15 protein-coding genes are annotated in these 19,004 nt (G+C 48.3%); 2 read left to right on the top strand and 13 right to left on the bottom strand.

Annotated elements, in window-relative coordinates; all coding sequences use genetic code 11:
• Positions 1-3 precede the first annotated feature (3 nt).
• From AC50Y3_RS01815 to fdhA, 8 genes are all read right to left on the bottom strand, one after another.
• Positions 4-717, bottom strand: coding sequence for a 7-carboxy-7-deazaguanine synthase QueE (locus tag AC50Y3_RS01815; RefSeq protein ID WP_494817065.1), 714 nt, complete (start codon positions 715-717; stop codon positions 4-6).
• Positions 707-1,189, bottom strand: a complete 483-nt coding sequence (queD, locus tag AC50Y3_RS01810) for a 6-carboxytetrahydropterin synthase QueD (RefSeq protein WP_494817064.1) — start codon at positions 1,187-1,189, stop codon at positions 707-709. Before queD ends, AC50Y3_RS01815 begins: the two co-directional genes overlap by 11 nt.
• Positions 1,190-1,270: 81 nt before the next feature.
• Positions 1,271-2,074 (bottom strand): PhzF family phenazine biosynthesis protein, encoded by an 804-nt coding sequence (locus AC50Y3_RS01805; protein ID WP_494817063.1) that lies wholly within the window; start codon positions 2,072-2,074, stop codon positions 1,271-1,273.
• An 8-nt stretch (positions 2,075-2,082) separates the two neighbouring features.
• Positions 2,083-2,514 (bottom strand): hypothetical protein, encoded by a 432-nt coding sequence (locus tag AC50Y3_RS01800; RefSeq protein WP_494817768.1) that lies wholly within the window; start codon positions 2,512-2,514, stop codon positions 2,083-2,085.
• A gap of 16 nt (positions 2,515-2,530) precedes the next feature.
• Positions 2,531-3,475, bottom strand: a complete 945-nt coding sequence (locus AC50Y3_RS01795; RefSeq protein WP_494817062.1) for a DMT family transporter — start codon at positions 3,473-3,475, stop codon at positions 2,531-2,533.
• Positions 3,476-3,527: 52 nt separating this feature from the next.
• Positions 3,528-3,980 carry a GyrI-like domain-containing protein gene (locus AC50Y3_RS01790; RefSeq protein WP_494817061.1) on the bottom strand — a complete coding sequence of 151 codons (453 nt, stop codon included), beginning with the start codon at positions 3,978-3,980 and terminating at the stop codon, positions 3,528-3,530.
• A gap of 172 nt (positions 3,981-4,152) precedes the next feature.
• Entirely contained in the window at positions 4,153-5,145 is a 993-nt protein-coding gene (locus tag AC50Y3_RS01785; protein WP_494817060.1) for an eCIS core domain-containing protein, read from the bottom strand.
• A gap of 693 nt (positions 5,146-5,838) precedes the next feature.
• Positions 5,839-7,056 (bottom strand): formaldehyde dehydrogenase, glutathione-independent, encoded by a 1,218-nt coding sequence (fdhA, locus tag AC50Y3_RS01780; RefSeq protein ID WP_090977975.1) that lies wholly within the window; start codon positions 7,054-7,056, stop codon positions 5,839-5,841.
• Between the two features lie 234 nt (positions 7,057-7,290).
• On the opposite strand from fdhA, the gene AC50Y3_RS01775 reads away from it, so the two are divergent.
• Positions 7,291-7,914, top strand: a complete 624-nt coding sequence (locus AC50Y3_RS01775) for a class I SAM-dependent methyltransferase (RefSeq protein WP_494817059.1) — start codon at positions 7,291-7,293, stop codon at positions 7,912-7,914.
• Positions 7,915-8,001: 87 nt separating this feature from the next.
• Here AC50Y3_RS01775 and AC50Y3_RS01770 read toward each other — a convergent pair whose 3' ends face one another.
• Complete coding sequence (locus AC50Y3_RS01770) at positions 8,002-9,693, bottom strand: methyl-accepting chemotaxis protein (protein WP_494817058.1); 1,692 nt, start codon at positions 9,691-9,693, stop codon at positions 8,002-8,004.
• Between the two features lie 26 nt (positions 9,694-9,719).
• Complete coding sequence (locus tag AC50Y3_RS01765) at positions 9,720-12,905, bottom strand: response regulator (RefSeq protein ID WP_494817057.1); 3,186 nt, start codon at positions 12,903-12,905, stop codon at positions 9,720-9,722.
• A 134-nt stretch (positions 12,906-13,039) separates the two neighbouring features.
• On the opposite strand from AC50Y3_RS01765, the gene AC50Y3_RS01760 reads away from it, so the two are divergent.
• Positions 13,040-13,732 (top strand): response regulator transcription factor, encoded by a 693-nt coding sequence (locus AC50Y3_RS01760; RefSeq protein ID WP_494817056.1) that lies wholly within the window; start codon positions 13,040-13,042, stop codon positions 13,730-13,732.
• A gap of 93 nt (positions 13,733-13,825) precedes the next feature.
• On the opposite strand, the gene AC50Y3_RS01755 is transcribed toward AC50Y3_RS01760, so the two are convergent.
• Genes AC50Y3_RS01755 through AC50Y3_RS01745 form a run of 3 tightly spaced genes read right to left on the bottom strand, consistent with a single transcriptional unit; the run spans position 13,826 to position 18,985 of the window.
• Entirely contained in the window at positions 13,826-15,997 is a 2,172-nt protein-coding gene (locus AC50Y3_RS01755) for an EAL domain-containing protein (RefSeq protein ID WP_494817055.1), read from the bottom strand.
• Entirely contained in the window at positions 15,990-18,560 is a 2,571-nt protein-coding gene (locus tag AC50Y3_RS01750) for a chemotaxis protein CheW (protein ID WP_494817054.1), read from the bottom strand. The genes AC50Y3_RS01755 and AC50Y3_RS01750 overlap by 8 nt, the downstream gene beginning before the upstream one ends.
• Positions 18,557-18,985: a chemotaxis protein CheW gene (locus AC50Y3_RS01745; protein WP_494817053.1), complete on the bottom strand. Its 429-nt coding sequence runs from the start codon at positions 18,983-18,985 to the stop codon at positions 18,557-18,559. Before AC50Y3_RS01745 ends, AC50Y3_RS01750 begins: the two co-directional genes overlap by 4 nt.
• Positions 18,986-19,004 lie beyond the last annotated feature (19 nt).

Below are 19,004 nucleotides of genomic sequence, written 5' to 3'. Positions count from 1 at the left end.
CCCTTACACACCTCTCTTAGCCGGATCCCAAATGATCTTATGCAGCTGTAAGTTCAGCTTCACTCCTGTTAGTCCGCTTGCAAGCATCTTTTCCACCAGCTTCGCAGGCGGCATGCTCTCCCACACGGGACTAAACAGCGCGAGCGCAGCTGTCGGATAATCCTTCAGCGTTTGCACAGCAGCATCAAAGTCTCGGTCCGTAGCAATTACAAATTTCACTTCATCCTGCTCCCTCAGCAATGCGAAGTTATCGTGCAGCATCGCCGCATTCTCCCCCGAATCCGGAAGCTTATAATCCATAATGTATCGAGCTTTCGAAGAGTGGATATCGCGAAGGAACGGTGCAAGATCAATCGCTCCGTTTGTCTCCACATGTACATCTTTGATCCGCTCGATATCACATAACGCCTGCAGCAGCGCTGCCGAGCGACTGCCGTATAACAACGGCTCGCCGCCGGTCATGCAAATATGCTCGGCTTTATATTGCAGTTCCACTTGGGACACAATATCTTCAATCGTCATCGTAAATTCTGCTTCTGCCGGTGGATAGCTGTACTTCGTATCGCACCAAACACAGCGCAAATTACAGCCAAACAGACGTACAAAAACGGTCGGAAACCCGGCACGTGTGCCTTCGCCTTCGACCGTTTCGAAAATTTCCACCATAGGAAGCCGAATGGAGCGCCCCTCAGTCGGCGCTGTATCCTTATCCGGCATTCTCGTCCGCCTCCATCATATCGCGCGTTACAGCCGCATAGCTCGTCGGTGTTTCCCATAAGCGAATCTCTTCAATGCGGATATTCGGATAATGCCCTTCTTCAAGAAGCGCATCGTGGATTTGCTCATAAATCCAAACGACCATGTTCTCTGCCGTCGTATTCATCGGTGGCAGCACTTCGTTTAAATAACGATGATCGAGCTTGTCGATGACCCGCTCTTTGGCAATCCGTTTCATATCGGCAAAATCGATGGTTAGTCCACGATGATCCGTCTTCCCGGACATAATCGTCTGAAGCTTATAAGTATGGCCGTGCAGGCTTTTGCACTTGCCTTCATATAAATGCAAATGATGCGCACTATCAAAAGTAAATTCCTTGGAAACGATCACCCGTCGGTTATGATATCTGAGCTCATGCTCCTGAATATCTTCGCCGAACTGCTCGATATGTTTCGGAATCTCGTAAGTCACGTTCCACACCTTCCCCTTTATGCAATTGCAATATGCAATTATAGCATAAGTTGCTGCTTGTATCTAGATAGGGATTTTCACCTACTGACCGGTAAGCTGCCCTTTCACTACGGTTACGGCCTGACCGGACATCAGTACGCGATCATTCTCTAGCTCGATGTACAGCTCGCCTCCTCTAGGAGAGGCCTGATAGGCCATAAAGGTAGTCTGACGCAACCGTCGCTGCCAATATGGTGCAAGTGCGCAGTGGGCTGATCCTGTAACAGGATCTTCATTGCATCCGGATGCCGGATAGAAGCAGCGTGATACAAAATCATAATCGCCCGGTTTCCCCGTGCCCTTGCTTGTCACGATAATCCCTCTTGCTTCAACCTTAGCCAGCATCGCAAAATCAGGCTTTAACGTCTGGACGGTCTGAACGCTGTCGACTTCGACCAAATAGTCCATGCGGTTCATTCCGACATACCGCGGAATTAAACCAAGCCCTTGAATGAGTTCTTCCGGCGCTTTCATCGGTTGAGCAGGCTCTGAAGGCAGATTCAGCCTGATCCCGTTCTCTGTCCGGTCTGCCATGAGCAGCCCGCTGCGCGTGTGGAAGGATGCTGTTCGATCGGTTGCGAGATGTTGATTTTCCCATAAGAAATGCGCGCTAGCCATGGTCGCATGACCGCATAAATCCACTTCAACGGTCGGCGTAAACCAACGAAGATCGTAGCTGCCATCCTCTCTGCGCTGTAAGAATGCGGTCTCGGATAAATTCATCTCCGCAGCTACGTCTTGCATCCATTGTTCGTCCCACGCTTCGTCAAGCAAGCATACGGCAGCCGGGTTGCCACGGAAAGGGACGGACGTAAATGCATCAATTATCGAAATCGGAATGGACATCGTATCAATCACCTCTTATGTAGGTTGGTCGTGCAGGACCTGCCTCGTCTCTGTAAAGAAGTCACTAAGGCAAGCGCTAATCCATAACAGATATGACCGAACAGCCATAATAGTAGAGCCAACAGGTCCGAAGTTGTGGGAACTCGGTCAGATAACGCAGTTAACGGAAACCATGTGATCGCCGTAATTAGACCGATTAGGAGTCCAATCATCCATTGTCGCTGGATCTTCATTCTCCTGGTCATCCACACATAAAGAATGCCGATCGGTACCGAAACGACAAGATGGAGCGCAAACTCCACTGTTTCCGGCAGTCGATTCGGCATATTCGGCAGCCAATCGATATTCAGCAGCAGCGTGTACACCTGTTTGCCGGATAACGCTTGGAACCCTTTGAGCAGCATGGCGAGCAGCAGACCAGCAATCAGTCCGGCTGTTATGCCAAGCTTTAATCCATTATGCGGCTTGATCGACCTTCACCTCGCGTTTACGCCGGTTTACGATAACAATCCCGGCGCTGACCAGCGCTAAAGCCCCCAGTACTGCAGCAGAAAGCGGCTCACCTAGGAACATCGCGGATTGCAGCACACCGAATACCGGAATGAGGAACAGGTACATCGATACACTGCCTACACTGTTGTATTTCATGACGTTATTCCAGAGCATGAACGCAAGTGCCGATACGAGTGCCAAGTGAAGAAGCATAAGCAGCGCGATGCCGTCAAAATGAAACGGAGCCCAGCCCGACTTCCATGCACCGATGACGCTTAGCACAATCCCGCCAATGAGCATTTGATAGCCGTTAATGTACGGGATGCTGTATGAACCCGCAGCTCGTTTGGATAGTAAATTTGCAATCGCATTAAACAGTGTCGCCGCTATAAGCAGCACTTCGCCCAGAGAGAAATGAAGTCCGCTGTTGCCGTCATGCTTGGATAAACCAAGCACCAGCAGCCCCAAGAAACCAACAAGTAGCCCGAGACCTTTGGTACCATTGATTCGGTCATTTTTGTACAAGAAATGCGCCAATGCGATTTGGAAGAACGAGATCGTCCCGGCAATAACTGCACCTACAACGCCCGCGCTCTTTGATAATCCGGCGTAGAAGAAAATGTACTGCAGAACCGTTTGGAACAACGCAATGGACGCGACCATTCCGCCACTGCCTCGCTGATAACGAAGCTTTTCCTTTCGGAGCAGCATATAAGCCAGAATTAGCAAACCGGCCAAAGTGAAGCGGTAGCCTGCGAATAAAATTTGCTCCAGCGTATCATGCGATCCGATGCCAAGCCTTGCGTAACTCAGTTTAATAAACGGATAAGAGCTTCCCCAGAGCAAAGTTGCGCTGACGGAAGCTCCAATTATGCCTAACGGGTGTGTGAAAAATTTGGCTGCTGTCATGATTGATTCTAGTTCTCCTTCTTACGGTGCAGGCAGCCAGCTGAACGAAGCTTTATTGTTCTACAATGGGAATCAGCAGTTCGACCTGCTCCTCCTCCAAGTGTTCGTCAATATAAAAGATTTCAAGGGATACCGCATTTTCCCTCTTTAACAGCTTCTCCTCGTTCATCCAAGCCGATAGCTGCTCGTAGCCTTCACCGATGCGTTTATTTGTACATGCTGCCATTGCGTAGGTGCGCTGCGGAATTGTAAACTGCACCATGCCTTCCGGCACCTGTTTCAGATGGGGGACCTCAAAACACGCCCAATACGTTGCAAATACTTCGTTGCCGAAATAAGGACTGTAAAGCACGGTTGTCTTTACTTCGCCTTCAATTTCATGCTTTCTGGAGCGAAACTCGCTTTGCAGATGAATCGCTTCATCCGGAAACGATGAATATGGACCGCAATAGCTGATTCCGACCATGTTTAAGGCAGGTTTCGTAACTAAAGTGCAATTATGCATCGCGAATGACCTCCCACAAAGTGTTGTAACGCTTTTAGGTTGACCCGTAATCAGTTTACCATGTCCACGGGTTTGTTTGGTAACTATTTATTGACTTTCTTATGGATATATGACAAAACAAAAAAAAGCAAACTTTCCTCAGCGGAATAGTTTGCTTTATACTTCTTAACGATTAGTTCTGTTGGACGATATGGGTGAGCTCATGACTGAGAAGCTGGAGCCCGCTTGCTGTACCCGGCTTATATTCACCTTGGCGGAAGAAGATATCATTTCCGGTTGTAAATGCGCGCGCGCCGACTTTCTTGGCAAGATCATCCGCCGCATTATCCGTATGAATCGAAACCTTACTGAAATCAGCGCCAAAAGAATCCTCCAGCTGTTTACGCAGACGATCCGGCAGAGGCTGACCCTTACCACGAAGCTCGTTGATCGTTTCTTCAACTCCCGGGCTAGCCTCTGCTGGAGCACCCTCAGCAGCACGTTGGATAACCGAGTACGGATCACGCTTCAGCTGCAGCTCTTCTTCTTCGCTCTCGCCCTGCTCCTCACGCTGGATCGCTCCGGCGCTGTCCGCCTTCAGCTGCAGCTCTTCTTCTTCGCTCTCGCCCTGCTCCTCACGCTGGATCGCTCCGGCGCTGTCCGCCTTCAGCTGTAGCTCTTCTTCTTCGCTCTCGCCTTGCTCCTCACGCTGGATCGCTACGGCACTGTCCGCTTTCAGCTGCAGCTCTTCTTCTTCGCTCTCGCCTTGCTCCTCACGCTGAATCGCTCCGGCGCTCTCCGCTTTCAGCTGCAGCTCTTCTTCTTCGGACTCGCCTTGCTCTTCCGTTCGCTGTGCTGCGGAATCGCTATCCTTCGAATCGGACTGCAAGTCGCTAGCTACACGAAACGCGACTTGATCCGCCTCCAGCTCGTACGCATCGGTTGGCTGAGTGACCGTCATTTTGGCCATGATTGGCTTCCCGCTGACTGCGGTCAACTGCCTAGCAGCCGAGTTGCCGATCGACCGCTGCAGCGTGTGCATGTCAGCTGCCTGAAGCGGCGCACCGCTGGCCAGCGCACGCTGCACATGAGCCATCGAATCGGATTTAGCACGATTGGCTGGAGCTTGCTCATACGTGCTTTTGTCCATTTTACGAATCGATTTGCCTGAACCGAACGTTCTCACTGAAAGTTTTCCTCCCCGAATCCGCTAACAAGCCGCTTTTCTCTTAATATACCATAATTTATTAAAAGTTTCGCCACGATTCACTAGTTTCTGCAGCCATCCGTCCTGATGCTTCTTGCGCCAATCCGCGATTAAACTCACAATAGCCAGTAGCCAAGTTAGTTAGTTTAACCGCTGAACGTCGGATTTTCCGACTCTCACCTTTGGGCTGGGGCTGTTTGGGATAGTTTTTGATTTCGACTCTCAGCTCTCGGCTCTGGCCTTTTGGGAGAGTTTCAGGAGTTGAGAGATGGATATTAGTTTAATTGACCGCTGAGAGTTCGATTTCTAAACTCTCAGCTTCTTTTCTGCGCGGTTTCGGTGGTGAGAGTTCGTTTTTCGAACTCTCAACTCCTCATGCGGCACCTGATTAGTTAGTTTTACCGCTGAGAGTTCAATTTCTGAACTCTCAGCTTCTTTTCTGCAAGGTTGCGACGGTGAGAGTTCGTTTTTAGAACTCTCAGCTTCTTTTCTGCAAGGTTGCGACGGTGAGAGTTCGTTTTTAGAACTCTCATTACTCTCTCTCCTCCTCACACAAGCCCAGATCAGCTAGTTCAACCCATTCGTGTGGCCCTGAACATGCCGCCCTCTTCAAACAAAAAAGCTGCCTCAAAAGTCACAATCAACTTTTGAGGCAGCTTATCAATTATTCGATTAACGACGGACAGAGCCGTGTGGATCGATAACAAACTTCTTGGAAGCACCTTGATCGAATGCCGAGTAAGCCTCAGGAGCTTGATCGAGCGAGATCAATGTCGCGTTAACTGCTTTCGCAATTTGCGCTCTGCCGCTAAGAATCGCCGTCATCAGATCGCGGTTATATTGCATAACCGGCGTTTGACCTGTAACGAACGTATGGGATTTCGCCCAGCCGAGGCCGAAACGGATTTTGAGTGTGCCGATTTTAGCATCCTCATCCACCGCGCCTGGGTCGCCGGTTACATACAAGCCTGGAATACCAAGTCTACCGCCGGCACGCGTAACTTCCATGATGGAGTTCAGCACGGTTGCCGGTGCTTCACCATGCGATTTACCGTGGCCATGCGCTTCGAAGCCTACGCAGTCAACGGCGCAATCCACTTCAGGAACACCAAGAATCTGGTCGATTTGTTCAGCCAAATTCGCATGCTCACGCAAGTTGACCGTTTCGCAGCCGAAGCTTCTTGCTTGCGCAAGACGCTCGCTGTTCAGATCGCCTACGATAACAACAGCTGCGCCGAGCAATTGAGCCGAGTGAGCCGCCGCAAGGCCGACAGGACCGGCACCTGCGATATAAACCGTGGAACCCGGCTTCACGCCTGCGCTAACAGCACCGTGGTATCCGGTTGGGAAAATATCGGAGAGCATCGTCAAATCAAGGATTTTCTCCATTGCGCGCTCTTTATCCGGGAATTTCAGCAATTGGAAGTCCGCATAAGGCACCATCACGTACTCCGATTGGCCGCCAACCCAGCCGCCCATATCAACGTAGCCGTAAGCCGAGCCCGGACGATCCGGATTCACGTTCGAACATACGTTAGTGTTGCGCTCTTTACAGTTGCGGCAGCGTCCGCATGCAATATTGAAAGGCACAGATACAAGATCGCCCTTCTTGATAAACTCTACGTCGCGACCGACTTCAATAACTTCACCCGTAATTTCATGACCCAGCACAAGACCGCTCGGTGCTGTTGTACGACCGCGCACCATGTGCTGGTCACTTCCGCATATGTTAGTAGTAATTACTTTAAGGATGACGCCGTGATCGCATTTTCTGCCGACATTAAGCGGATTAACACCGGGGCCGTCACGCAAAACCAGATCAGGATACGAAATATCCCGTACTTCAACTTTTCCGGATTCCACATACACTACTGCACGATTTCCTGCCATTCGTCAGCCTCTCCTCTTATACTGGAATAAATAATCAGAAGAATATCACCCTATCATTGTAATCGCTTGCAGAATGAAAAGCTATGCTTATTCTCCTGTCTTTTACAATCCATATAAACGGCTCTCATTTCTGCAATCCCGCGCAATAGGATATACTGAACCTTGATGGTCAGCATTTCATAGTGATGCAGCGACGCCTAAGTGAAGCCACTATAAGCTTAAAGGAGATCGAATATGACTGAAATATGGGAATCCAGTTTCGTAGCGAATCAAATGATGTGGGGTTTTGAACCTGCAGATTCAGCAATCGTAGCCAAGGACTTTTTCCTAGAGAAGAAGGTTAAGGATATCTTAATACCCGGCGTTGGATATGGTAGAAACGCGAAGGTTTTTATAGACAACGGCATTCAAGTTACAGGGATTGAAATTTCCCAAACAGCGATTGATTTGGCGCGTCAAGAAGGCCTCCAAATGGATATTTTTCATGGTTCAGTTACGGATATGCCGTTTGATAACAAGCTGTATGACGGTATATTTTGTTACGCATTGATTCACCTATTGAATCATGATGAGCGATCGAAATTCATTCAAGATTGCTACGATCAGTTAAAGCCAGGCGGATATATGATTTTTACTACGATCTCCAAGGATGCTCCTATGTACGGGAAAGGCAAGCAGCTGGATAAAGACTATTACGAGATTATGGAAGGCATGAAAATGTTCTTTTATGACGCCGACTCCATCAAGCAAGAATTCGCGAATTGCGGTCGGATAGAAATATCGGAAATTGTAGAGCCCCATAAGATTATGGAAAGTAAACCGCCATTTAAATTCAACATGATAACATGTCAAAAATAGAAAACAAAAAGGGAACTTTCAGCAAGTTCCCTTCCATTTCGTTTCTATTTCCAGCTCTCTAATTATTGATTCCCTTAACCTCATGGATCAACTGAGCTTGAATCCATTAAGTACGGCATGCAAATCATCAGCCAGCTTCGTGAGCTCCAAGGAAGCAGATGAAATCTCCTCCATCGTAGCCAGCTGCTCCTCTGTTGCCGCCGAATTGTTCTGGCAAGACGCGGCTACTTCGTTGCTCGCCGCGGCAACGGTCTCGGCCATCCGAACTATGATGCGGCTTGAATCCGCAAGCGCAATCGTCGTCTCGGACGTATTTTGAACTCGCGTCGATACCGCTTCAATGCTCGTCTCGATCGATTGGAACAAGCGATCTACCTGTGTTGTTTTCACAAGCCCGCTGCTCGCTTTCTTCGATACGTTGTTCATGCTCACCACAGCCTGATTCACACGACTTAATATCTCTTGAATCAGCTCTGTAATTTGCTGCGCGGAAACCTTAGACTGCTCCGCCAGCTTCCGGATCTCAAGGGCAACAACTGCAAACCCTCTGCCATGCTCCCCCGCACGCGAAGCTTCAATCGACGCATTTAGCGCAAGCAGATTCGTTCGGTTAGCCACTTCGGAGATCATGCTCGTAATTCCGCCAATCTCTTGGGACTGCTTCTCAAGAGATAGAATAACACCGGAAGCATCCTGCACATATTCATGAATTTCCTTCATCTCATGAAGCACTTCTTTAATAGATTGAGTCCCTTGCGCAGAAGATTCGGAGGCTGCGGATGCAAGCTTGGCTACTTCCTCATTCGCTTCCGACACGCTGCCGATTCCTTCGGACATTTGTGAAATCGCGTCGATAGCAGAGGCCAGCTGCTCCTGTTCTTGCTCTGCACGAATAGCGATAAACTGCGTCGCTTCTACGATATTCTCCGTTGCTCGCGTTGTCTGTTCCGCACTCTCACTAAGCTGTACGGAGGAGAACGACACCTGCTTCGCTGTACCCATGGCTCTGGACAGAATCGTTCTTAAATTCGCAATCATGAGGTTGAAGGATGTCGCCAGTTCAGCAAGCTCACCTTGCGTACGAATCTCCAGATCGCGGCTTAAATCGCCGCGACCATCGGCAATCTCACGGAGCTGCTTATTGATTACTTTTAGCGGTCTTGTAATGGAGCGCGTGAGCAGCAACCCCAGGATGATTGCAGCGAGCAGCGCTGCAGCGAATAGACACATCATCCACAGATTTTGTGTCTTCGCCTCTAGATCACGGTCAATGACGTCAGCTGCCATCTCTTCATCGACACTGGCAAGCAATGCATTATTAATCTTCTCAATTTCTTTGCGCGACGACCGTTCCTCACCGAAATGAAGCGCCAGCGCCTCCTTGCTCTTCCCTGCATTCATAAGCTCCAATGTTTGTGTACTGTCGGTATGGAACTTCGCGAACATCGCTTTGATTTGTTCGATCGTTTGTTTATTCGCTTCATCCAAAGTCGGATTCGAGAGAATCTTCGCAAGCAAATCTTCAACTGCTTTATTCTTATCCGCGATTTCACTTTCAAACTGCTTGTCCATTGACAGTAAAAAAGCACGCTCATCGTTTGACATACCGGTAATTGTATTTTGCAAGGATTTGAGCTGATACCGAACATCCCCATCCTGCAGCATCTCCGTATAAGATGTCTTCGTGTGCGTCATATGCGTATAAGCCAGCAAACCCAGTGCGACCATCAGAACGATAACAAGTGCAAAAGATCCTAGCAGCTTCGTACGAATATTCATTCCCAATACCCCCTATCGTTGACTGTTTAGTACTGTACTTCTTCAGGAATGGAATCAATGGTCTGGCGTAATATGCGTTGAACCTCTAGCAATTGGCCTTTGCAGTTTGCTGCGTCCTCGATCAACACCTCCTCGAATAGCGCTGCAGCTTGCGCAAGCTCGTCCGCCATTAAGTTGCGGGCTACGCCAATTAACGTATGTATATCCCGTTTCACTTTCACAACGTTTCCTTCTTCCAGATCAATGAGGGCATGTCCGGTAAAATGTTCGTATTCCTTCTTAAACAGCTTCAGCACATGATCCATAATGGCTGTATTTCCATCCAGTCGCTGCCGTAATTTATCCAGCGGAATCCCTGCGGGAGCAGCCTTCATTGGCAGCCATTTCTGGATCACGGACAGCAGCTGGTTACTATCAAGCGGCTTGAGGATCACTTCATTTATCCCCGCCGCAATGTACGTATCATGATCTTCTTTGAGCACATTAGCCGTTAGAGCCACGATCGGAATCTGTTTATAAGCATCATTACAGCGAATCTGCATGGTCGTCTCTACGCCGTCCATCTCCGGCATAAAAATATCCATCAGCACCAGATCCACATTTGTCGTTTCCAGCAGCTCGAGCGCTTCTTGCCCGGAACTCGCCACAGTTACTTGAAAACCATGCATAAGCAGTGTTTCACGAGCTACTTGCTGATTAATAAAGTTGTCTTCCACGAGCAGCAAATGGATCGACTTGCTCTTCACGGTGAATGAATCACTATGGTCTGACCGATGCTTCAGCGATGGATAGAGGAGCGAGTTCATTGTTCGGAAAAGCTCTTTGCGGCTAATCGGTTTGATGAGCATGTCATCGGGATAATCGTCCTTCATCATCGACAGCAGCTCTTCTCTCGCATAGGCTGTCGATAACGTAATGATATGTATGCCTCGTTTTCTAGTGATGCGTATTAGCTCTTCCCAAGAATACTGACCGTACATATCGTCAATTTCCATGTCCAGAACGATACATGTAATTTGGCCGAGCACCTCATTACTCTCTTCCAGCTTCTTGAACATGCTGTTCCAATTGTTCGCCGTACTGACAATACAGGAGAAGGATTCCAGCACCTGACTCAAGCTTTCTTGCGCGACCTCATGATCCTCGACTACAAGAACATGCAGCTGTCCGCCGATAAGTGTCAAATCCCAGCTGTCCGGGTTGCAATTTTGCACAATCGGAAACTCCAGCGTGAACGAAAACTTACTGCCGACACCCCACATACTCTCCACTTGGAGCTCCCCGCCCATCAAGCCGACAAGCTGATAGGCAATCGACAAGCCAAGCCCGGTTCCGCTGTGCTGATTTAAATAATCGCCCTGCCAGAACGGTTCAAACAGTCTGCTGATCTGCCCCTCTGACAACCCGATTCCGGTATCCTCAACCAAGAAACGCAGCGACAATGTACTGTCCGTCTGTTTCACAAGCACTACTTGAATACGAACATAGCCAAGCTCCGTAAACTTAATCGCATTGCTGCATAAGTTCAGCAATGTCTGTTTCATCCGAAGCGGATCACCAAGCACAAGGTCCGGAAGCTCGGCGGGTGTGTCCAAAATAATTTCAATTTGCTTTTTGTCCATTAACACACTGAGTGTATTTGTAATTTCACAGAGCATGTCATCCAAATTGAACGAGTTTTGCTCCAGCATCATCTTGCTGGCTTCGAGCTTGGAAAGGTCCAAAATATCGTTAATCAATCCAAGCAGCAAATGCGAGGAAGTTATAATTTTATCCGTGTAATCCTTCTGGACAAATGACAACTCCGTATTGAGCAGCAAGCGCGAGAGGCCGATGATCCCATTGAGCGGTGTGCGAATTTCATGGCTCACCTTGGCCATAATCTGGCTTTTGGCTTTATTGGCTTGATCGGCTTCTTGCCTTCGTTTTAGTGCAGACAGGTCATGCAAGGTTGCAGTCAAGCCCACAACCTCCAGATCAGTTCCAACAATCGGCGAGAGCGTCACATAGTAATCGATCGTTTGTCCTGATTTCACCCTAATTTTCGCCTCAAACACTTCTACCTGCAGGTTGGATAATGCGCTTGCAAACTTGGCGTCCCAGCCGATCCAATCCTCGATATCGAGCACTTCATGCAAACTGCTCAGCTGCGGCATTTCATTGCATTCGAACACACTCAGTCCTTTAGCATTAATGGAAATAATCTCTCCCTGAGGTGTCAAACTAACGATACAATCCTGCGAGCTCTCTACAATAACCTTGTAGCGCTCCTCACTCTCCTGAATTCGATTTTGCGCTGCTTTCAGCTCTGTAATATCGGTGACCGAGCCAATTACACTTGTAACAACACCATGGGTATAGACGGGGCACAGCCTAGTCATGAAAATACCGTCTTCAATACTCAGTTCGTAGGTCTGCATAGTTCCCTTCCAGGCATCTACATAACGCTCTTCAAGAAACCGGTTTGTTTCTTTCGAGAGTGCTGTCACTTCCTCTATCGATTTACCCAAGAAATCGGAAGGTTTTAATGCGATATGAGGCAGCAGCTGCCCCCCCATGACGGAGAAGATAAAACTGTTTTTTCGGCGAATTAATTTAAAGGAGAATCCTGGCTGATTGTTCAACATTTCGGATAAATCGATTTTGACACCTTGCAGCTCCGATCGATAGGCATCTGAGCTCAGCAGATATTGCAGGAAAGCCGCGACAAGCGCACCACTTAACATGACATAACAAGACCAGAGCATTAATTCGGTTTCAGACGTGATTGCATCAAATAACAAATCATAAATGAGGATACAAAGGAGGGGAGATAGGATCATCAAACACCATCGTGTCCAATAATTTGCGACATAGCGGTGCAGAACGATACAGATTAATAGAATGAAGAAACCGACGCTTGCGATGTGGTAGAAGTAAATGGCATCATGTGCTGCTCGGAACACCATCATCGCGATAAAAGTGATGATCGCACCAAACGGTCCACCAAGCTCAGCAGCTATGAAGATCGCAATCGTCTTCAGATCGACTGATATCCCATGACCGATTTCATAACCAAACTGACCTAAGAGAATCGCAGCCAAGGCGTTAGAAATACCCATGGCGATAATGAGCCGTAAGCGGGAGCCGGACTTTAGTTTGACATATAAGCGCGTGATGAGGAAAACACATAGGCCGAGTAAGGTAAAATTAAACAATAAATCCTTATACATGAAATTCCCTCCTCTTATTCGACGCGAAAGGAGATAGACTGACACGATTCGACAATATATAATGGTACTTACAACGATACTTAACCTGTCCGAAAAATACAAGACTATGTTTATTTGCAAGGGGATGTTATTGTTTGACGAATTTGTTGATTGTTGAAGACGATATCATTTTCGGCGATATGCTTTCGCTTTATTTAAGAGAAGAAGGCTATAACGTGACGCGGATGTCGACTGCCGCGAGCGGAATTGCTTCCCTGCAGTGCGCCCCCCCGGATCTCATCGTGCTTGATCTGATTCTGCCGGACACCCAGGATGCTAATCCCTGTGTTTTGTTTAGACAATTTACGACAATCCCCATCATCGTCATTTCCAGCGAAACGAAAGTTTCGATGAAGATTCATTCGTTGACCGAAGGGGCCGATGATTTCATATGCAAGCCTTTCAGTTTGCAGGAGTTGAAAGCCCGCATTGAAACGGTCCTTCGTCGAACCTCGCCCAAGCCTGTTGAAGCGTACAATGACCGATTGTCCAGCGATACCTTGAAACGTATTAATCTGGATATGGATAGCAGACATATTCTCATCCATGGCGATATGATCGAGACGACCTTCTCCGAATTCGAAATCATGCGTCTGATGTTCCACTCTCCCGGGAAAGTCTTCAGCAGAGAGGCCCTCGTCAATAGCTTGCGAGGCTATGATTCTTTCATTAACGAACGCTCCATTGATTTCCATGTAACGAATTTACGCAAGAAGATAGAAGAGAATCCGAAGCAGCCCGAAATTATTAAGACCGTCTGGGGCGTTGGCTATAAACTAATCATGTAACATACGAATACGCTGTTGCCGTCCTTACAACAAAGAATCCAGTAACGTACCGTTACTGGATTCTTCTCGTATACTGCCTATCGAATAGCGCTGCTAGACAAGCTGTTCCAAGGCTAACAGTTCTTTTACAGCTTCCGGCCCCATCGGATGCCCAAACAAGTAACCTTGCATCGTCATGCAGCCGTATTGAAGCAGCAGTTTACACTCCTCTTCCGTTTCGACCCCTTCAGCGATAACCTGCAGCTTCAAGTTCTCCGCCATTGTAATAATGGTATTTACAATCGAGGCATTCACATTGTGCAGGTCCATCCCCTTTACGAAGGATTGATCTACTTTCAGCTTGTCGATCGGCAGCTCGCTAAGATAACTAAGAGAGCTATAGCCTGTGCCGAAATCGTCGATCGCAATGGAAACCCCAAGCTTCTTCAAGTTCCGCAATAACGTTAGGGCATGATGCTTATTCATCGTCATACTCTCGGTAATCTCGATCACCAAGTACTGCGCTTCCAGCCCGGTCTCATTCAATATATTCTCAATGCGTTCGATGATTTTACCGTCGTTAAACTGCTGCGTCGATAAATTAACCGCAATCGGAATTTTCGGCAGCCCTTCCTCCTGCCAGCGTTTGTTTTGCCGGCAAGCTTCCAGCAGCACCCATTCTCCGATCGAATGAATCAGTCCGGTCTCTTCTGCAATCGGAATGAATTCTGCCGGTGATACGCGGCCGAGCTCCGGGCTTTGCCAGCGAATTAAACATTCAAGGCCTGTTATAAGACGATCTCTGCCATTGAGGATCGGTTGAAAATGCAGCAGAAATTCCTTGCGTTCAATCGCTTTGCGGAGTCGGTTCTCGATATCCATCTTACGATGGATTTGTTCATGGAAACGCGGCTCATAAAATTGAAGACGATTGCCCCCATCGCTCTTCGCAATATTCATCGCCATATGTGCATAACGAATGAGCATCTCTTTATCTCGATGATCCCCCGGGTACTGACTGATCCCAATGCTTGCCGTCATATGAATCTCTTGTCCGTCGAGCATAACCGGCGTCCTAATCGTATCCAGTAGATTCTGCGCCTTCTGGTACGTAATTTCCGCGGAGGCATCTCCAATAATGCAAATAAATTCGTCAGTGCCTGCCCGAATGATCATCGTTTTATCATCTGTAATCCGCTTCAGCCGTCTCGAGAATAATTGAAGCAGGGAATCGCTCTTCTGATGCCCGATAGAATCATTAATTAATTTAAAGTGGTCGAAATTAAAGTACATCACAGCGAATCGATCATACCGCGTATTGACTCGGTCCATCTCATCTTGAAGCTGATTCCGATTAGGCAGACCTGTCAACTGATCATGATTAAGCAGAAAATGAACCTTCTCTTCCATGCGCTTCTGATCCGTCACTTCGAAGCAAACGCCGATCAGCTCCTTCACAACCCCATTTACTCGCAGAGGACGTAACACGAGCAGGAAATAAGCTTTCTTCCATTCCATCTCGAAGCTGATGGACTGATCTCCATTCCACGCCCGCTGAAACTGCTCATTTAGAATCGCCGCATTTTCAGGCTGGAACACACGATCAATCGGCTGCCCGACAAAACTTTGACTGGACTTTCCAAACCGGTACAACAACTCACCTTTAAAGTCCATAAACGTAAATTGTCCGTCAACCTTGATCACCGAAGCATAAATGCCATTCAAGAGTCTCATCGTACGGTTCAATTCTTCATGAATCGTATTCTCACCAACGAGACAGCCCGTCATAAACTCCAGCAGCAGCTTGAATTCCCGATTAGTCAATTCATCCTGCTCAAGCTTCTTCCAGAATGGTTTCGCTTCAATCGCCGCATGGCAGCGAAGCAGAAATTCCTCTTCGACTTGCTCATTGTGAGGAAATTGAAACAATGTGTCTTTATGAAAAAAATCTGCGGCACCCTTCGAAAGTGCCGCCAACGCAGGCGAAGACCCTTCATCGGTGTAGCTGCTAAGCATGATCACGGGGATGGGATAATGGATCATTAATTGGCTCAAGGTTGTAAGGCCATCGAGCACAGGCATTTCAATATCCATCGTCACAAGATCAGGCTGAAGCTCGACCAATTGGTCGAGCGCCTCCTGTCCGTTTGCAGCCGTACCCATGACCCATAGTTTAGGGTCCTTCTCAATGAGCGTAATGATCATTCGCCGCATCACGGCAGAATCATCAACGACCAATACGCCGTATCTCTCCGGTCGTTCCATTAAGCCTAGAAATTTACGCATGAATTAGATCCCAACCCCTCGACCGCAGCATTCTATCGAGTTTCAAAATGATCACAAGTTGGTCATCGGTTTTACAAATGCCGCCAATATATTGTTCCGATATCATCGCGAAATCTTTAGGAGCTGATTCTATCTGGTTGTCCCGAACGTGCTGAACTTCTTTCACGCGATCAACCAATATACCGATGTCGCGTCCATCCTCGTTCAAGATAATGATCCGAGAATGCTGATCCGGTTCAGTAGGATACATACCTAAGCAGGTTTTAATATCGATGACCGGAAGCAGCTCTCCGCGCAAATTCATCAGACCGAGTACCTCAGCAGGAGCGTTAGCCATTCTAAGGATCGACGGCACCTTGATGATCTCTTTGGCCCGGTTGATATCAAGCGCGTAGTGTTCTTTCTCCAAATCAAAGGTAACCAGTTTAACCTTGCGGCCGGAAGCCTGCTGTTCGCTGTTATCGCTCTTTCTGATCGTTGCGCCGGAATCGCGAATGACGGCATTTACGTCAAGAATTAAAGCGATTCTGCCATCACCGAGGATGGTTGCACCGGAAACATAGGCGACTTGCCCCAAATAGGAGCCTAATGACTTCATGACAATCTCTTGGTTTGCGATCAGCTTATCCACGTACAGGCAAACTCGCTTCTCGGCAAGGCCGATCATAACGGCGTAACCTTTGGCACTGCTTTCATTCTCCGAAGTGCCTAGGCGACGATGCATACGGACAAGCGGCAAAATTTCACCACGAACGACGCACACTTCCTCGCCATTGACGATCTGCACATCATTAGGCGTTAACCGGAACGTTTCTACGACATTCGTAAGCGGAATGGCCAATGTATGCTTGCCCATCTGAACAAGCAGCGAACGGGAAATGGCTAAGGTAAGCGGAAGTTTGATTGTAAATACTGTGCCTTCACCGGGTGTTGTCTCGATATTGATAATACCGTTCAGCTTCTCAATATGAGACCGAACGATATCCATGCCTACGCCGCGTCCTGACAGCTCTGTTACTTGCTCCGCGGTCGACATGCCCGAGTGGAAAATCAAACCGATGATCTCTTTATCCGACATCCGCGATGCTTCATCTTCCGAAATAAACCCTTTCTGAATCGCTTTCTGCTTGATCCTATTCAGGTCAATCCCGCGTCCGTCATCTGCGAGCGTAATGACGATGGCATTCTCTTGATGACTGGCACGAAGCAACAGATTACCTTTGCGGTTCTTGCCAAGCTTCTCACGGGCTTCGGGCGTTTCCAAACCATGGTCAATCGCATTCCGGATAATGTGAATGAGCGGATCGCCGATTTCTTCAATGAGTGTACGGTCCAGCTCCGTTTCTTTTCCTTCCAGAACAAACGACACTTCTTTGCCGGATTGGTCGGCAACGTCGCGCACCAACCGAGGGAATCGATTAAACAGCTGTTCGATCGGCATCATTCTAGTCTTCATCGTACCTTCTTGCAGTTCTGCGATCACTCGGCCCAGATGATCCGTAATTTCGCCTAATAACACCGTTTCCGGCTCCTGCTTAAAGCGTTCCTCGAACCGTCTGCGTACTTCCCTAATTCTTGTGTTGTCGATAATCAGCTCTCCAACCAAATTGAGCAGATGCTCCAAACGGTTAACGTCTACTCGCACCGTATGTTGAATTTGTACTTTGGCATCTGACTGCGCAGCGCCGGCCGTCTGATCTCCGGTGAATGATGCGCCTGCCATTGTAGATTGCTCAGCGCTGAGGATGGGCTGATTCACGACCTTCGTCGGGCTTGCAGCTTGCGCTCCTTCGACCATCAGCGACTTCACGCTAAACTCGGAGATTTGCGATGCTTCTTCTACTTTACGAATAATGTCCGATTCCGAGGATACCGTCGCAAGCAAGAAGTAAATCGGTTCGGAGCGCAGCAGATCTTCCTGCTCCCACATGCCAATCGGCGGAGTCGTTCCAATTACTTCACCGAGCTCCCCGAGATTACGCAGAATGACCATCGCTTTCACGGTAGGCATGTCCACATGTTCAGCCAGCGTAATACTTACCTCGTAGGAAGGAATACCTTCGCTCTGCTTCTCGTTACGAAGCGCGATCTCCGATTCGCTCCACCCTTGGAAAAGCTGCGATTTGGCTTCATTCCCCGTGTTATTGCCTGGCGCCACACTTACCGTCTCAGGCTGGTCATTCATAATACCATCAAGCAGTTCTACAAGCGTTTCGATCGGTTCATCATTGAAATCGCCTTTGCGCAGCGTTTCTTTCTTCGCTTTCAAATAATCGATGCATTGGAACAATACGTTGATTAGCGACTTGCTGACAAGCAGGCGATTCTGCCGCAGCAATTCGAATACACTTTCAACCTTATGCGTCACTTCTTTCATGGAGTGGAAGCCCATCGCGGCGGATGAACCTTTCAATGTATGTGCTGCACGGAAAATCGTTTGTATGGTCTCCGGCGAATTGCCGCCATTCTCCAGCTCCAGAATCGATTCATCCAGCACCTGCAGCTGTTCTTCCAATTCATCCAGGAATACGCCCAGATAGGTCATTGCGAAAGATTCACTCATCCAAGTCCACCTCCGGTATTAAGAATGGCCGGCAAGTGGAGGATGCTGACCAATTGCTCATTGATTTTCCCGATCCCTGACAAATAGCCTGCGTTCGCTCCGCCGATGCCGTCCGGAGTAGGCAATATTTCCGAGAAGAAAGCGACTTGTTCTACACGATCGACATATAGTCCAACCGGCTCTCCATCCGGTGTTTGCACGATTACGATTCTCGAAGCAGCTGAAGGAGCGCTCTCCACCATACGGAATTTGGATCGAAGACCGATGACCGGCACAATCGTCCCTCGCAGGTTAATGACCCCTCTGACATGCGCCCTCGCAGCCGGAATCTCCGTAACCGGCATATCCTTTATGATTTCTTGAATAGCTGTGATTGGAAGTGCAAACTTCTCTTCATTCAACCCTACTACGATATAATTCGACACCGTCTGAACCTCCTACTGG

Source organism: Paenibacillus sp. J22R98 (assembly GCF_059383835.1).
This window is presented reverse-complemented; position numbering and strand designations above follow the sequence as displayed.

Coding starts and splice junctions, on each gene's coding strand:
- AC50Y3_RS01815 (WP_494817065.1), bottom strand. CDS start 717: ATGCCGGATAAGGATACAGCGCCGACTGAGGGGCGCTCCATTCGGCTT.
- AC50Y3_RS01805 (WP_494817063.1), bottom strand. CDS start 2,074: ATGTCCATTCCGATTTCGATAATTGATGCATTTACGTCCGTCCCTTTC.
- AC50Y3_RS01795 (WP_494817062.1), bottom strand. CDS start 3,475: ATGACAGCAGCCAAATTTTTCACACACCCGTTAGGCATAATTGGAGCT.
- AC50Y3_RS01790 (WP_494817061.1), bottom strand. CDS start 3,980: ATGCATAATTGCACTTTAGTTACGAAACCTGCCTTAAACATGGTCGGA.
- fdhA (WP_090977975.1), bottom strand. CDS start 7,056: ATGGCAGGAAATCGTGCAGTAGTGTATGTGGAATCCGGAAAAGTTGAA.
- AC50Y3_RS01775 (WP_494817059.1), top strand. CDS start 7,291: ATGACTGAAATATGGGAATCCAGTTTCGTAGCGAATCAAATGATGTGG.
- AC50Y3_RS01770 (WP_494817058.1), bottom strand. CDS start 9,693: ATGAATATTCGTACGAAGCTGCTAGGATCTTTTGCACTTGTTATCGTT.
- AC50Y3_RS01765 (WP_494817057.1), bottom strand. CDS start 12,905: ATGTATAAGGATTTATTGTTTAATTTTACCTTACTCGGCCTATGTGTT.
- AC50Y3_RS01755 (WP_494817055.1), bottom strand. CDS start 15,997: ATGCGTAAATTTCTAGGCTTAATGGAACGACCGGAGAGATACGGCGTA.
- AC50Y3_RS01750 (WP_494817054.1), bottom strand. CDS start 18,560: ATGAGTGAATCTTTCGCAATGACCTATCTGGGCGTATTCCTGGATGAA.